At 61.3% G+C, this 14,929-nt stretch carries 8 protein-coding genes and 1 pseudogene; 3 read left to right on the top strand and 6 right to left on the bottom strand.

What is annotated here, in order from left to right; all coding sequences use genetic code 11:
* Positions 1 to 12: 12 nt before the first annotated feature.
* Genes BW934_RS13125 through BW934_RS13115 form a run of 3 tightly spaced genes read right to left on the bottom strand, consistent with a single transcriptional unit; the run spans position 13 to position 3,063 of the window.
* Positions 13 to 843, bottom strand: a complete 831-nt coding sequence (locus BW934_RS13125; RefSeq protein ID WP_076348855.1) for a carbohydrate ABC transporter permease — start codon at positions 841 to 843, stop codon at positions 13 to 15.
* Positions 844 to 864: 21 nt separating this feature from the next.
* Positions 865 to 1,731 (bottom strand): carbohydrate ABC transporter permease, encoded by an 867-nt coding sequence (locus BW934_RS13120; protein WP_076348853.1) that lies wholly within the window; start codon positions 1,729 to 1,731, stop codon positions 865 to 867.
* A 42-nt stretch (positions 1,732 to 1,773) separates the two neighbouring features.
* Positions 1,774 to 3,063 carry an ABC transporter substrate-binding protein gene (locus BW934_RS13115; RefSeq protein WP_143232664.1) on the bottom strand — a complete coding sequence of 430 codons (1,290 nt, stop codon included), beginning with the start codon at positions 3,061 to 3,063 and terminating at the stop codon, positions 1,774 to 1,776.
* Positions 3,064 to 3,472: 409 nt separating this feature from the next.
* On the opposite strand from BW934_RS13115, the gene BW934_RS13110 reads away from it, so the two are divergent.
* Together BW934_RS13110 and BW934_RS15580 are read left to right on the top strand one after the other, a co-directional pair.
* Positions 3,473 to 4,504, top strand: coding sequence for a LacI family DNA-binding transcriptional regulator (locus BW934_RS13110; RefSeq protein ID WP_076348849.1), 1,032 nt, complete (start codon positions 3,473 to 3,475; stop codon positions 4,502 to 4,504).
* A 304-nt stretch (positions 4,505 to 4,808) separates the two neighbouring features.
* Positions 4,809 to 5,286: pseudogene (locus tag BW934_RS15580) on the top strand (IS1634 family transposase); the annotation flags it as partial.
* A 30-nt stretch (positions 5,287 to 5,316) separates the two neighbouring features.
* On the opposite strand, the gene BW934_RS13100 reads toward BW934_RS15580, so the two are convergent.
* Positions 5,317 to 7,698 carry a heavy metal translocating P-type ATPase gene (locus tag BW934_RS13100; RefSeq protein ID WP_076348847.1) on the bottom strand — a complete coding sequence of 794 codons (2,382 nt, stop codon included), beginning with the start codon at positions 7,696 to 7,698 and terminating at the stop codon, positions 5,317 to 5,319.
* 563 nt (positions 7,699 to 8,261) lie between these two features.
* On the opposite strand from BW934_RS13100, the gene BW934_RS13095 reads away from it, so the two are divergent.
* Positions 8,262 to 9,536 carry an MFS transporter gene (locus BW934_RS13095; protein ID WP_076348845.1) on the top strand — a complete coding sequence of 425 codons (1,275 nt, stop codon included), beginning with the start codon at positions 8,262 to 8,264 and terminating at the stop codon, positions 9,534 to 9,536.
* Between the two features lie 411 nt (positions 9,537 to 9,947).
* Here the strand turns inward: BW934_RS13095 and BW934_RS13090 are convergent, their stop codons facing one another.
* Positions 9,948 to 13,658 (bottom strand): AAA family ATPase, encoded by a 3,711-nt coding sequence (locus BW934_RS13090; protein ID WP_076348843.1) that lies wholly within the window; start codon positions 13,656 to 13,658, stop codon positions 9,948 to 9,950.
* Positions 13,655 to 14,923 carry an exonuclease SbcCD subunit D gene (locus BW934_RS13085; RefSeq protein WP_076348841.1) on the bottom strand — a complete coding sequence of 423 codons (1,269 nt, stop codon included), beginning with the start codon at positions 14,921 to 14,923 and terminating at the stop codon, positions 13,655 to 13,657. Before BW934_RS13085 ends, BW934_RS13090 begins: the two co-directional genes overlap by 4 nt.
* Between the last annotated feature and the right edge of the window lie 6 nt (positions 14,924 to 14,929).

The following is a 14,929-nucleotide window of genomic DNA, read 5'->3' as shown; positions in this document are numbered from 1 at the left end:
GGCCTTCAGACCTTATCGATAAGCTCCTTGCAAACCAGATACAAAATACTTTTGGAAAGCCATATACACAACAAAGACGGGTATGACCGACAAAATAACTCCAGCCATCATCAGCGTGTAGTTCGTCGAATACTGAGACGTGAATTGTAAAAGACCAGCCGGAAGAGTAAGCCTATCTTGGTTCGTTATAAACGTTTGAGCTAAAAGGAACTCGTTCCACGTCGCCAGAAAGTCAAGGATTACGAGCGCGGCAACTGCAGGTCTACAAATAGGCAGTATTATGTTCCAGTAAATCCTCAAGTCACTGCAACCATCCATCTTCGCGGCTTCATCGAGCTCCTTTGGAATCTGCCTCATAAATCCCCGCATTACCAAAACTCCGAACGGCAGACCGAAGGCCAAGTACATCAAGATTAAAAAGAAGTATGTGTTGATAAGATGAAGCTCGTTGCCCATAATGCTTAAAGGCACTAGGGTCATTTGGAACGGCACAATCATTCCGACGAAAATGAAAAGAAACACCAGCTTACTCCACCTAAAGTCCATTCGTGTCAATACGAATGCAGCAAGGGATTCTAGAAGGATCCCGAGCGGAACTTTAATAACACATATCAGCAAACTGTTTCTCATGTAGATCCCCAGTTGACCTACAGTCCACGCCTGTGAAAAGTTTGACCACTCAACTCGTCTAGGAAGCGACAAAAATGGACTTGTCACAAAGTCCGACTGAGACTTCATTGCCGCGATAAACACATAGAACAGCGGTATTATCCATATAAAAGCTGCACAGGATAGCAATCCATACCTCAAAAAATTACGTAATACGGCATGTTTTCGAATCATTCAACCACCACCTTTTCTCACTCAATCTCTTGACATGTAGATCACATATGGCACTGCGAGGGCACCTACTATGAGCATCATCACGACTGATATTGCGGCGCCAATGCCGTAGTTGTTAAACATAAAGGTTTGTGTATACATCCACGTAGACAGCACCTCAGTACCATAAGCAGGGCCTCCATTCGTCATGGCATAAATGATGTCGAATACCTTAAGCGCTCCGATTAGCGTGATTGAAATAACAACAACGAAAGACTCCTTAAGCAAGGGAATAGTAATAGCGAATAGCGTGCGAAGCGCCGAAGCACCTTCAATCGCAGCTGCCTCGTATACCTCAGTCGGAAGCGCCTGGAGTCCAGCCAAAAACAGAACCATGATACCGCCCGTGGATTGCCACAAAGACGCCAAAAACACCATGTATAGCGCCGTATGCGGATTTCCCAACCAACCAGAAGAACTGCCCGAAACCGCTCCAAACCACGCCAAAAGTCTATCCAGCAACCCTTGTTGAGGGTAATAGATCCACTGCCACACGACAGCAACAATAATGTTAGACAGTATATAAGGGAAATAAAACACTGAACGGTATATGGTGCGTCCTCTGAACCGCTGATTTAACACAAGCGCCAAAGCAAGACCGAGTACCACCGGGAGTGATACCGACATAATTGTCCAAATGATTGTGTTCCTCAATGCAACCCCAAATACCGGATCGCTCTGAAATAAGTAAACGTAATTACGAAGTCCCACGAAGACTCGCGATGATATCCCATTCCACTTAAATAAACTAATAATAATCGTATATACCGAAGGGTAAATTATGATGAATATATAAATTAAAAGCGACGGTGCTAAGTAAACCCAGGGGTTAAGTCTCTTCGCGACCATGCGTTCGTCCTCCCGGAAGGGCGGGGCGCCCCGCCCAACAGCTCATTGGTTTTGTGACTTATACGAAGAAACTGACTCTTGCATGAACTGAGCCGCTTGTTCCGGTGACAACCGCCCTAATGCAACCGAGTCTTCTGCCTGCCAGAGCGACTCCACCAACGGTTGCGGCAAGGCTTGGTCCCCGATTAGGTACGAACCGTCTTTCTTCATATCGGCAAGAATTTTCGCGGCATTCGGCGTGGTAGGTGGCACGGACTGGTTCGCGTAAGGACCGGCTAGTATTTTCGAATTATGCTGTAGAGTCGCCTTGCTCGTGTAGAAATTTAGAAACTCCGCAGCTTCTTTTGGATGTTTGCTGTTTGAGGCAATATAGAAGCCTTGGGCGAAGCCAATGAGCTCGTTCGGTCTTTGATCTTCCGGAAACGGGAAGACACCTGCTTTATTCAAACTAAACCCGTCTGACATCAGTTGTTCATCAAGCCACGGACCAGTCAACAGCATCGCTACCTTTCCTGTCATAAATTGATTAATATCCTGATCTTCGTTTATAGACATGAATCCAGGTATAAAATAGTTTTTCTTAACCCACTGCCGAAACAGAGCATAAGCTTGGATTACCCGCGGAGAATCCCAATTGCCCTGAAGATTCATGAGTTGTGACATCCCTTGTGCCCCAACCTCATGGTAGAGTATTGCCTCAAAATAGCGCATGGTGTACCAGTGATTAATGCCCCCCAGCCCAAATGGACTGACACTATGTTGCACGAGAACGTTACACACATGTTCCAGCTCCGAAAAAGTAGTTGGTGGTTTAAGTCCGTATTTTTCAAAGATATCCTTTCGGTAATACAGTTCCAGTCCATTCAAAGTTACGGGAACCATATACAATTTGCCGTTATAACTTGCAAATTTAATCGCAGCGGGAGAAAACCTTTGATACCAGCCGTACTTCTGGGCGTAGGAATTCAGATTCAGCGCCAATCCGTTCGACTCGTAATACGACGCCAAAGTACCGCCCCAGTCAAAAAAGATATCGGGGAGAGAATGAGAACTGGCCGCAACCTTCTCTTGCTGCTTAATAGCATCCACGGCAAACGTGTCCAGTTGTATCCGGATGTTTGGATGTAGCCTTTCAAATTGACTTATAATCGCCTGATCTGCGGATTTTCCGCTTGTCAAATCCCACATGGTTAGCACGACAGGGTTCGAACTAGCTGCACCATTGGTTTGGTTTACATCAGAATTATTGGACTGCTCCACGCCACACCCTGCTACTGCGGCAGCCACAAATCCTGCCACGACTCCTACACGTACGTAGTTAGTGCGCGCCACGATATAACCCCCTCATTTTATAAATGTTTCAACAAGCCGAAGTTGGTTATTGAAAGATAGCGCATACATTCACTATAAATAACCACCTCATTTCAATTAAATTTTATAAGCCAATTCTATGGGGGACGTGAAGCGTTGTCAATATGGGTTTTGCGAATATTGCTCTAATTAATCAATATCGTTGGAGTCGAACTATCGCATTCATGAAACACGGTCAAGACCAGCGATAACGACATGAACAACGACATGAATATAATTACGTCGATAAGTTTATCGATAATCAGGTGAATTCAGTTTGAAAAAAGGCTTCTCAAACCAGAATCGTACAGCTGACTTTTTTATTAAAATCGTGTAGAATTCATTTGAACTTATTAGAAGCAGATTCATAAGGGGAGGACAGGCCACCATCATGACCATCGATGAAATTGCCAAAAGGGCAAAGGTATCCAGGGCCACTGTATCATTAGCATTAAACGGAAAGCCTGGTGTCAGTAAAGAAACGAGGAATCATGTTTTATCAATTGCTCGTGAATTAGGCTATATTAAAAGAAATACGCATCGAAAGTCGGAGAAGGGCAATAAAATTGTAAGACTGACTTCATTGCCGAACAGGGGTTTCCTCACTGACTCATTTAGTGAACAACCATTCTTTTCGTCGCTTCTTGGGTACATAGAAGCTGCATGCCGAGACAGAGGATATGGTCTCATGTATTCCACAGTGGGGCATGATCATGTTGCGGAAGGGCTACTTGAACTTGAAAGTCTCCACCCTGCCGAAGGGATTATTGTGCTTGGCACGAACCTATCAAAATCAGAAGCCGAGGAAATTTGCGAACATCCAGACCTTCGTAACAGAGTTGTCATGCTCGATGTTAAGTATGACGACGTAGCGGGCAACTTCGTTGTTATGAACAACAAGCTCGGAGCTCGACAGGCAGCTGAACATCTATTTCAATACGGCCATCGAAGCATCGGTTACGTTCGCTCAAATGTAAGAATCCATAATTTTTTAGAACGTGAGGAGGGCTTCCTTGCAGCAGCGCAGGCCCTGGGATTAGGAAACTGCACAATTTTTGAGGCGGAGCCTTCCTTATTTAGTCCTCAGGAAGACTTTGTACGCAGGTTCGTGTCCGCTCTCGAGCGTCCTACAGCTCTCTTCTGTGAATGTGACTATATTGCCGTCAGCGTCGCACGAGCACTGATGCGTGTAGGACTCTCCATACCGCATGATGTGTCGATAGTGGGATTCGACGACATTCCAGAGACGGAACTTTTGACTCCGCCGTTGACTACAGTTCAGGTTCCACGTCAACTTTTAGGCGAACTTTGCGTCTCAGCAATCATAGACGGTAGCCCAAATTCACAAAGGACTGCAACCCAAAAAATTATGCTCGATACAAATTTGATATCTAGAAAATCCGTTAGATTTATTCAATTATAGGCAATGAACTTTTTGAGACTTATGAGCCCTTGTCAAACAAGGGCTTTGACCACAAAGGAGCTTACCCTTGCTTCAGAGAGAAAGTGGTATCAACCAAACCATTTATTCAGAGCGATGTTAAGCATCGGTTCAACCCCGCATGGCGTTCGCCCTCCAGCTGACAGCTAGATTGGGCATGTAAGCTTATGGACGAAGTTGGAGTGCAATTGCAGCGGTGCTTGCGCGACTTATCCACAGGCCCGCGCCGCATTTTCTACCGCCTTTATGTAGGCGTGCGTTTTGTCTTTGAGTCGTACATTCGGGTATAAGTCGACAGGATATTCGTGTCATTCGCCGAAAAAGCAAGAACGGTTCCGTCACCGGTTGCGTGCAGTTAGCTCATACACTATTGCAATCCCAACACCGGCCAGCCCAAGGCCAAGGTCCTGTACACCTTTGGTCGTGAAGACGAAATGGACCTCGAGGCCCTCCAACGCTTTGCCCAGAGCATCCATCGCTTCGTTAGCGACGAGTCTACAGCCCGGACGTGGTTACATGGCGGGCGTCCAAACCACGCTGCTGGACATCCGTCCTACGGGAGCGCTGCTGGACGAGCTGTGGCAACAGCCCGGGTTCGACAAGGTCGTGCGCGAGCCGCTTGCCGACCGCAAGTTCAAAGCGACTGTCGAGCGTCTCATCTTCGCCATGGTCGCGAATCACGCTGTGGTGCTAAGCAGCTAGCGGCCACGGACGAATGGGTCGACCGTGAAGTGGCTCTTCCCGCTCTGAACGAGTTGAACGTGAATGTCCTCAAGGTCTTCGGTTTGGCTGATTCACACCCCATCGCCAGCGCGACCAAGCCTCGTGCGCCTGAGCAGCAGGCTGTTCGACACCACGCTCACCGAGCTCAGTGACATCGCTGCGCCCGCGATGATCGGGCTCAAGATCCCCATCGCCGCGAGCGGGATGCCAAGCACGTTGTACACCAGCGCCCAAAACAGGTTCTGCCGAATTTTGCGCATCGTCGCCTTCGCGAGGCGCAGCGCGTCGATCACGGCCCACACCTCGCCGCGCATCAACGCCACGCCCGCCACCTCGAGCGCGACGTCGGCGCCCGTGCCCATCGCCATACCCACGTCCGCCGCGGCGAGCGCCGGCGCGTCGTTGATCCCGTCGCCCACCATCGCCACCACGCGGCCGGATCGGCGAAGCGCCTCCACCTGCTCTGCCTTCTCGGCCGGCAGCACGCCCGCCAGCACCCGCTCGATGCCGAGCCGTTTCGCAATGGCTTGCGCGGTCTTCTCGCTGTCGCCCGTCGCCATCCACACGTCAATGCCCATGTTCTTGAGCGCGTCCACCGCCGCGCGCGCATCCGGCTTCAAGTCGTCCGCCAGCCCAAGGACACCCACCACTTTGTCGCCTTGCGCCACCACGACGGCCGTCTGCCCCGATTCGCTCAGCCGCTGCGTCACCTCGTCCGGCGCGCTTCCGACCGCCGCCGCGATGAATCGCGCACTTCCCACCCAAACGCGCTGGCCGTCGATCGCGCCCTCCATGCCGAAGCCCGGCACCGCTTTGACGCCCTCCGCCTGCGGCACCTCGACGCCGCGCGATCTCGCCGCTTCCACGACCGCCCGGCCGAGCGGGTGCTCGCTCTGCGCCTCGAGCGCCGCCGCCAAGCGAAGCACGTCCCGTTCCTCATACTCCTCGGCGGCCCAGATCTGTGTCACCACGGGCCTGCCGACAGTCAGCGTGCCCGTCTTATCCAGCACGACGACATCCACCCGGTGCGCCGCCTCCAGGTGCTCGCCGCCCTTCACCAGGATGCCGTGCTCGGCGCCGAGCCCCGTGCCCACCATGATGGCCGTCGGCGTCGCGAGCCCAAGCGAACACGGGCAGGCAATCACGAGGACCGCGATGGCCGCAAACAGCCCGTGCGACCAGTGGCCCAGGGCGCCCCAGGCGAGAAGCGTGATACACGCCGCCGCCAGCACGGACGGCACAAACACGCCTGAGATGCGATCCGCCAGGCGCTGCACGGGCGCCTTCGAACCCTGCGCGCGCTCGACCAGGCGGATGATCTGCGCGAGCATGGTGTCGCGCCCCACCCTCGTGACGCGCATCACAAACGGGTTCACCTGATTGAGGGATGCGCCCACCACCTCGTCGCCCGGCCGCTTTTGCACGGGAAGCGCCTCACCCGTCAGAAACGACTCGTCGACGCTCGTCTCGCCCTCCACCAGCACGCCGTCCGCAGGCACCTTTTCGCCGGGACGGACGCGGACGAGATCGCCCACCGCAAGCGCATGCACCGGGACGTCCACCTCGGCGCCGTCGCGCAGCACGTGGGCCTCCTTGGCCCCAAGCTCCGCCAGCGCCGCAATGGCCGCGCTGGACCTGGCCTTCGCCCGCGCCTCGAGGAGCTTGCCCATGAAGATGAGCGTCACGACGGTCGCCGAGCTGTCGAAATACACGTCTTGGCGGCCCATGACCGTGAGCACCGCGCTGTACACGTACGCGACGGTCGTGCCGAGCGCGACGAGCACGTCCATGTTGGCCGCGCCGCCGCGCAGGGCGTGATAGGCGCCCTTGTAGAATCGCCAGCCCGTGTAGAACTGCACCGGCGTCGCGAGCAGCCACGCGAGCCAGGCCGGGAGAAACGGCCGCCCGCCCGCCAGCATGACGAACATCTGCACCACAAGCGGGAGGGTCAGCAGGGCGGAACCGGCGAACGTGGCAAGATCGCGCCGATACGCCTGGCGCCTTTTCTCCTCCTCCTGCGCCTCCACCTCGCTCACGAGCGCCGCGCCGTAGCCCGCCTTCTCCACCGCGCGGACGATGTCTTCGACGCCGATCACGCCGGGCACGTAGGCCACATGCGCGCGCTCCGTCGCGAGGTTGACGTGGACCTGTTTGACGGCGTCGATCCGCCCCACCACCTTCTCGATCCGCGCCGCGCAGGCTGCGCAGGTCATCCCGGTAATGGCGAGATCGACCTCTTGCAGCGGCACGGCGTACCCCGTCTTCTCGATGCGCGCCACGATGTCGGTCCACGGCGTGTCGGGCGCAAGGACGACGCGCGCGCGCTCGGACGCGAGATTCACGTTCACCTCGCGCACCCCGGGCAGCTTCGACAGGTTTTTCTCGATCCGCGCCGCACAAGCCGCGCAGGTCATCCCTTCGATGGGCAACGTGAGTTCACGCGCCTCTTCCATACACCACCACTCCCTGACGGGATCGTCTCTTTCGCGGTTGCTCTCACGAAGTCATGATACCCCTATAGGGTATGTAGCGTCAAGCGAAGCGGGCCGGCGGGGCCTCGTGGGAAGGCATGCGGCGCGCGGAGGCGAGCGGCGTCTCGGGGTCCCAGCCATGCGGCGGGGAGTGGGCAGCGTCCCGGGGGCCCAGCCATGCGGCGCGCGGAGGTGGGAGGGCTCGCGTGCCACTTACGGGCGGGTGCTTCACGTGCCACTTGCTGTGAAGTGGTTGCGCGCGTCATAAACAAGCGTTAACTTGGAAAGCGGGCGCACACCTGTCAGCTGGCGCTCACCTTGACTGCGCGCACGCGCAGTTGCAAGGGCGGCGCCAAAGGAACAAAGGAACGTCGAGGGACCCGCGCCTCCAGCCTGCGCGGCCTCGCGCGCATGGACGCCTGTGGGCCGCCTGCCAGGGGCCTCGAGCAACGTGCGCCTTCATCCCGACCTGCCTGCAGGCGAACGAGAGATTCGCGATTTCATTTCACACGTTTCCATTTCGCACGACATAGGAGCCTGTCATCATGCGATACCCGCGCCTCAACACCAGCATTCCCCGCGAGACGTACGCGTTTCTCGTGGCGAGACTGTTGAACGCCATGGGGAGCGCTTTCATCTGGCCGCTCACGACCATCTATGTGCACAACGTCCTTCTCGGCAACTACGCCGAGGCCGGTTGGGTGCTGTTTGGCCAATCGCTCGCCGGCGGCATCGGCCAGTTCGCAGGCGGAGCCGCGTATCAGCGACTCGGCCCTACCCGGCTCATCGTCGGATCGCTCGCGTTGACGGCCATGGCCCAGTGGAGCCTGATGCTCGCGCACACGTTTCCCGTGTACGCACTCTGCATCGCGTGCAACAGCTTCCTCATTTCCGCCACACAGCCCGCGCTGAACGCGTTTGTGGGCAACCGGTGGAAGGCGCACAGCGCCCGGCTGTTCAACACCATGTACGTGATGACGAACATCGGCATCGCCGTCGGCACCGCGCTCGCAGGCGTGATCGCGTCCATCTCCTTTACGCTCACCTTCTTTTTGAACGGCGTGCTCACCTGGTCGTTTGCCATTTTCATGTGGCGATTCTTCCGCCGGATCAAGCCCGATCCCGACGACGCCGCCGTCAACGCCCTGCCGCAGATGGGCGCATCCGGCTGGCAGCTGTTGCGAAACTACCGGGTCTATGCGCTTCTTGGAGGAGGCATGCTGGCCCTGAGCCTCGCGCTCGCGGCCTGGAACTCCGGCGTGGCGCCGTATCTGAACCAGACGGGCCACCAGCCCGACGCGTACAGCGTGCTCTGGACGGTCAACGGCACGCTCATTCTCGTCGGCCAACCGGTGACGAATTGGATCAAGCGCCGCGTGACCAAGACCCCCACCGCCCAGCTTGTCCTGAGCAGCGCGCTGTACGCCGTCGCGTTCGCCGGCATGGCCCTGTTGCACCGAGCGTATCCCGCGCTCGTGGCCGGCATGGTGGTGGCGACGTTCGGAGAAATGCTGAACGCCCCCACGGTGCCCGAGCTCGTGACGCGGATGACCGGGCCCCACGCGGCGTTTTACCTCGGGCTCGTCGGCGCCATCGGCAACGTCGGCAGCCTCCTCGGCCCCGTTCTGTTTGGCCATCTGTTCGATCTCGCCGGCATCTCGCCCATTCTCTGGGTGGCCACGGGAGCGTGTGCGCTGGCCACAGTGGCCTATGCGGGGTATGCGAGAACGGTCAAGCCCGTGATGGCGCCGGAATTAAACGCGCGGCATCCACGTCGCAGGTGGAGCAGGAACGGAGAAGAACAGTCGTTTCCGAAGTGATGGATGTGCCGATTCGAGAACTCCTTGCTCTGCGGCTCGACCGATGGCGCCGTTGGCGGCGTATACGGCCCAAAATCTTTCTTCGCGACGCGAATGGACAGATTGCGCCACGGTCCTTCATCAAGCGTGGTCAGCAATGGAGCCACCGCCAACGAGCGATCCCAGGGGCGTGATCGATGCGTTGGTTCAGCTTCGCATCCTGGAGCGAAGAACGGACGGCCGACACCACGCGCTGCCTCGTCTGCACCATCAAATACCGCGCCGCACGCGACGCCTTCACGCACCCAACCATACCCCCAGGCCGTCGTCTAGCAAGCCGCACACGCAGCCTCTGTCATCGCAGGGCGCACCGCGCACCCGCAGCCCAGCCCCTCAGCCTCACAGAGCCGCGGTTCGCAGCACACCTACCTGTCACGCACGCTCAAGCCGCACCCGCGTACCGCGGCCACCCGGTTCCGCCGGCTCGACCATCAGTCGGCGCGGCACGCGCTCGCGCAGCTCTGGCACGTGGCTGATGAGCCCGATGGCCATGCGCTCTTGGCGCAACCGCTCGAGGGAGGTCATGACGACGTCGAGCAGGTCGGGATCGAGCGTGCCAAACCCTTCGTCCAGGAAGAAGAACTCGAGCGGGTGCTCGCCACTCAGCTGAATGTGCGCGGAGAGCGCAAGGGCGAGCGACAGCGACGTGACGAACGTCTCGCCGCCGGACAATGTGGCGACGGGGCGCTCGATGCCGCCCAGGTGATCGTCGCGAATGACGAAATCTCCGTTCGGCGTGAGCACCAGCCGATAGCGCCCGTGCGTGAGCGAGGCGAGGCGCTCGGAGGCTTGCCGCGCCACGTCGGCCATCTGCTCGCGGCCGACGAATTGCACGAACGCGTTGCCGCGAAGGACTTCGCTCAACGTCTTCAGCCGGCGCGCCACGTGTTGCGCTTGTTCCAGGTCTGCGCGAACGGCGAGATAGCGATCCCGCCGTGCCTCCAGATCCAAGAGCTGCTGCTTGGTCGCGCCGACCTGCTGCTGAGCCTCGCCCTGAGCGGCCTCAGCGGCTGCGGCGCGCGCACGGGCGGCGGCGAGATCGGCCTCGTCCAGGCGCCTGTCCCCGAGCTCGCGGGCGAGATCGGCGAGCTGGCGCGTGATGGTCCGCACGGCCTCGTGGTAGGCCGTGAGCGCCTGTTCCGCGGACGCCGCCTCGTGCTCGTCAAGGAGCGCGTCGCGCACGTCGCCCGCGGTGGCGAAAGCGGAGTCCGCGAGCGCACGTGCCATCTCGTCCTCGGCGCGCGTCTCACTGCGGCGCGCCTCCGCGAGCGCGGCGTCTGCCTGCGCGGCCTCGGTCTGCGCCCGCTCGCGCAGGGCCTCGGCCTGGCGGCGCGCTTGCACGGCGTCCTCCAACGCGCGCCGGAGGGCGTCAAGCGCCGCATCCACCCGCAGGCGGGCCTCGGCGAGCGGCTTGCCGCCCGTCATCTCGTCGAGGCGGGCCTTGTCGTGATCGGCACTCGTGCGAAGCTGGGCGGCGCGCAGCTCGGCCTCGCGCACGCGGCCATCCGCGTCCTGCCGCTCGCGCGCCGCCTCCTGCAGGCGGGCGTTCAGGTCGGCGAGCGCCGCCGCGAGCTCGCTTCGGCGTGCGTCCGCCTGCGCCGCCTGGCGATCATCCTCCTCGAGGCGCCGGAGCCGGGCCTCGACGGCTTGGCCGAGCGCCTCCATGGCGATCCCGTCGCCAAGCCCGACCTCCCCCGCGGCCTGGCGCAGCTGATCCGCCGCCCGGGCTGCCTCGTCCTCCGCCTGCGCCGCCGCTACGCGCTGCCGATCGAGCTCCGCCCTCGCCGCCTTAAGCCGTTCGTCGGCCGCGAGGACATCGCCCGCTGCGCGCTGCAGGCGCTCGCTGAGATTCGCCGCCTCGTCCGAGAGCGCCTTAGCCTCGTCATCCCACGCCGACCACTGCCTCTGCCCTTCCGCGAACTCACCCTCCGCGCGCCGGATGACGGGCCTCCACGCTTCGGCGGTCGTTGGAGGCTCGCCCCCCGCTGTCCCTGGGGCAGTCGGCCACAGCTCGGCGAGGGCCGCCTGCCGGCGCGCCACCTCGGCCGCCGCGCGCTCCGCGTCGCCACCCGCAGCCTCCACCCGAGCGAGCACCACCTCGTACCTCGATTCGGCCTCGCGCAGCGCCCGGTCCGCGTCCTGCCACCTCGCCTCCGCCTCGGCGAGCCTCGCGTCATCCGCTTCCGTCCACGCATCGAGGGTCTCCGGCCGCACATCCCCCTCGGCCTCCGCCCCGACGCCCTCTACCGCGCCGATGGCCGGGCTCGGGTGGTGGAGCGCGCCGCACACGGGACACGGCTCCCCTTCGACGAGCCTGCGTGCGAGGTCGGCGATCACGGCGGTCTCCCGCGCAGCCCACCGCCGCTCGCGCTCGCTGCGCAGCTCGTCCCACGTGTGTCGCGCCGCGGCAGCCGCTTCGGCGAGCGCTTGGCGCCTCGCCTCCGCCTGATTCAGCTCCTTCTGCGTCGCGACCTGCTGGTCACGAGCTTTCTGCAGCGTCGACTCCGCCTCCTCGAGCGAAGCGACGCGCTCCTCGGCCCGCAGAAGCCACGCGCGCAGGTCACCGAGGCGCTCGGGCGTCGCTTCCGGCTTCCCCGCTTCGTGGGCCGCTTTGCGCGCCTCGAGCGACGCCGACTCCGCCAAGAGCGCCTGTCGCACCGCGGCGGCCGCTTGCTGCGCGCGTTCTGCCGCCTGCACGCTTGCCTCGCGTTCGGCGAGAAGCCCAGCCTGATGCGCCGCAGCCGCGGAAGCAACCCGCCAGGCCTCAAGCGCGCGCCGGGCGCGATCGAGCGCGGCGCGGGTCTCGGGCGACACGTGATGGGCGCGAAAGGCCCGCTCCGCCTCGTCCATCGCGCGCCGCAACTGTTCCACTTCCGCCTCCAGCTTGGCGCACGCCTCCTCCGCCTTTGCGAAGGCCTCCCGCTCGCGGGCGAGGTGGGCTTCCGCTGCGGCAAGCGCCTGCGCCTTTTCCTTCCATGCGGCCTCGAGCGACGCGGCCTCCTTGAGGCGCGCCTGCTCCGCGACGAGGGCGGGCTCTTCAGCGGCCCGCCGAGCCTCGGCCGTTCGTTCTGCCTGCACGGCCTCCTCCAGCCGCCGCTCCGCCTCCGCAAGGGCCGATCGCGCCCCATCCGCGCGCTCCACGGCCTGCGCAACCGCGGCCCTGGCCTCCTCCCAGCGGATGACCAACGGCAACAGCTCCTTGGCCCGCCGATGGCGCGCGAGCCGCTCCTCCAAGCGGACCATGGCCTCCGCCCGGTTGCGCAGAGCTTCTGCCTCCGCCTCCGCCTTTTTGCGCAGGGCGTCAAGCTCCGCGATGTGCTCGATCTCCTTCAGCCGAGCTTCCGCCTCGCGCCGCTCCTTGGATGCCCTATCGAGCGCCGCCAAGGCGGCCGCGTGCGCCTGCCGCGCTCGCTCGACCGCCTCCTCGGACGCGTCGCCCATCTCAGCCAGGGCCGCCTCGCACTCCGCGACGCGCTGCGCCGCCTCGTTCAGCCGCTGTGACACCTTTTCGGCCAGCTTCTTGCCGTACCGCTCGAGGCCGAAGAGCCGCTCGAGCATCTTGTTTCGGTCGGCGCCCGTCAGCTGCAGAAACTCCGCGAACTGCCCCTGTGGCAGCACCACCGCCCGCGTGAAATCCTGCATCTCGAGCCCCAGGATGCGCGCGATGGCCGCGTCCACCTCGCGCGGCCCCTCGGCCACCATCACGAGCCCCGGGGCGTCCGTGTCCGGTGCCTCGATCTGTAGCAGCCGGCATCCGGCAGACGTCACCGAAAACCCGCTGTTGCCGCGCTTGAAGGCCCGCTCCACGCGGTATCGCCGCCGCCGCGTCCCTGCGCCAATGTCAAACTCGAACACAATCTCCATGCGCGCCTCGAGCGGATTCATCGTCCCCTGCGTGCTGCGCGAGGCCCGCGTCGCGCTCCCGTACAGCGCCAGCGTGATGGCGTCGAGCAGCGTCGACTTGCCGCTGCCCGTCGGCCCAAAGATGCCAAACAGCCCGTGCTCGGTCAGCTGCCGAAAATCGATCTCCTGGCGCTCCCGGTAGCTGCGAAGCCCTTGAATCACAAGCCGGATGGGCCTCATGCGCCGACCTCCTCTCCCGCCTCAGCAGGCGCGCCGTCGTCCTCCACCTCGACGTCCCGCACCAGCTCGAGAAACAGCTGCACCATCGCATCGTCCGGCGGCAGCCCCACCTTTTCCTCGAAGAAGCGGCGAAAGAGCGCCTCCGGCGACACCACGCTCCCTGGCGCACGTCGCTCATCTTCCTCCATCGTTTGCGACGGCAGGATCGGGCGAATGTGGACGAGGTGCGGCCGCGCCTCCCGCAGGTCCTGGATCTCGCGCAGCGCCATCTCCGTCTCGACGCGCACCTCGAGATCGATCCACGCGTTTGCGTCCCGCCCCTCCTCGAGCCACGCGTGCACCTCCGCCAAGCTCGCGGCCCTCCAGCGCACGAGCGGACGCCCCGCCGAAAGCGGAACCTCCCGCCAACGGGCGCGCTCGCCGGGCTTCACGTCCACGATGGTCACCGACTTTTGCTGCCCCGCCTCCGAAAAGCTGTACGCGAGGGGCGATCCGGCGTAGCGAATGGGCACCCCGCCCGGTCCTTCCATCTCCTGCGGGCGGTGCAGGTGGCCGAGCGCCACGTACTGCGCCTCCTTCGGAAACGCGGCCGGATCGACCGCATACGCGCCGCCCACCTGAATCTGAATCTCCGATTCCGTCTCGATCCCGCCCGCGACATACACGTGGCTCATGAGGAGGTTCACGGTGTCTGGGCGAAAGTGGCGGGCGAGGTCCGCATACCAACTGGCGAGACGTTGACTGTAGCTCTGGCGCATCTCCCGCTCGTCGAGGGAGGCGGAGAGCACCTCGCCGAGCCGCGCCTCGGACGGGTAGGGAACCGCCGCGATGCGGGCGCGGTGCGGACAATGGGGAAGCGCAAGTTCGCACACACCCACCTGCGCCCACGGCCGCCAGACGCCCCCCGGCCTTTCCGCCTGCGGCCGGATCTCATCCTTCGGCAGGCCCACGAGCACGATGCCAAGGCCATCCGCCAACCAGCGAGGCGCGCGAATGCGCTCGGTGTGATCGTGATTCCCCGCGATGACCACGACGCCGCGCCGCCCACCCGCCGAGAGCCGGTGCAGGGCCTGGTAGAACATCTCCTCCGCCTCGGCGCTCGGGTTCACGGTCTGGTAAACGTCACCCGCCATGAGGACAAGCTCCACCGCCTCGTCCTCACAGATGGCGACGAGCTCGTCGATGAACGCCCACTGCTCTTCAGCGCGATCCCGACCCTCAAGCGTCTTGCCGAAGTGCCAATCGGCCGTGTGCATGATGCGCATGGGGAT

Origin of the sequence: Alicyclobacillus vulcanalis, assembly GCF_900156755.1 — a bacterium.
In the GTDB taxonomy this organism is placed as follows: domain Bacteria; phylum Bacillota; class Bacilli; order Alicyclobacillales; family Alicyclobacillaceae; genus Alicyclobacillus; species Alicyclobacillus vulcanalis.
The sequence above is the reverse complement of the archived record's forward strand: the minus strand, read 5'-3'. Positions and strand labels throughout refer to the sequence as shown.

Coding starts and splice junctions, on each gene's coding strand:
- BW934_RS13125 (WP_076348855.1), bottom strand. CDS start 843: ATGATTCGAAAACATGCCGTATTACGTAATTTTTTGAGGTATGGATTG.
- BW934_RS13120 (WP_076348853.1), bottom strand. CDS start 1,731: ATGGTCGCGAAGAGACTTAACCCCTGGGTTTACTTAGCACCGTCGCTT.
- BW934_RS13110 (WP_076348849.1), top strand. CDS start 3,473: ATGACCATCGATGAAATTGCCAAAAGGGCAAAGGTATCCAGGGCCACT.
- BW934_RS13100 (WP_076348847.1), bottom strand. CDS start 7,698: ATGGAAGAGGCGCGTGAACTCACGTTGCCCATCGAAGGGATGACCTGC.
- BW934_RS13095 (WP_076348845.1), top strand. CDS start 8,262: ATGCGATACCCGCGCCTCAACACCAGCATTCCCCGCGAGACGTACGCG.
- BW934_RS13090 (WP_076348843.1), bottom strand. CDS start 13,658: ATGAGGCCCATCCGGCTTGTGATTCAAGGGCTTCGCAGCTACCGGGAG.
- BW934_RS13085 (WP_076348841.1), bottom strand. CDS start 14,923: ATGCGCATCATGCACACGGCCGATTGGCACTTCGGCAAGACGCTTGAG.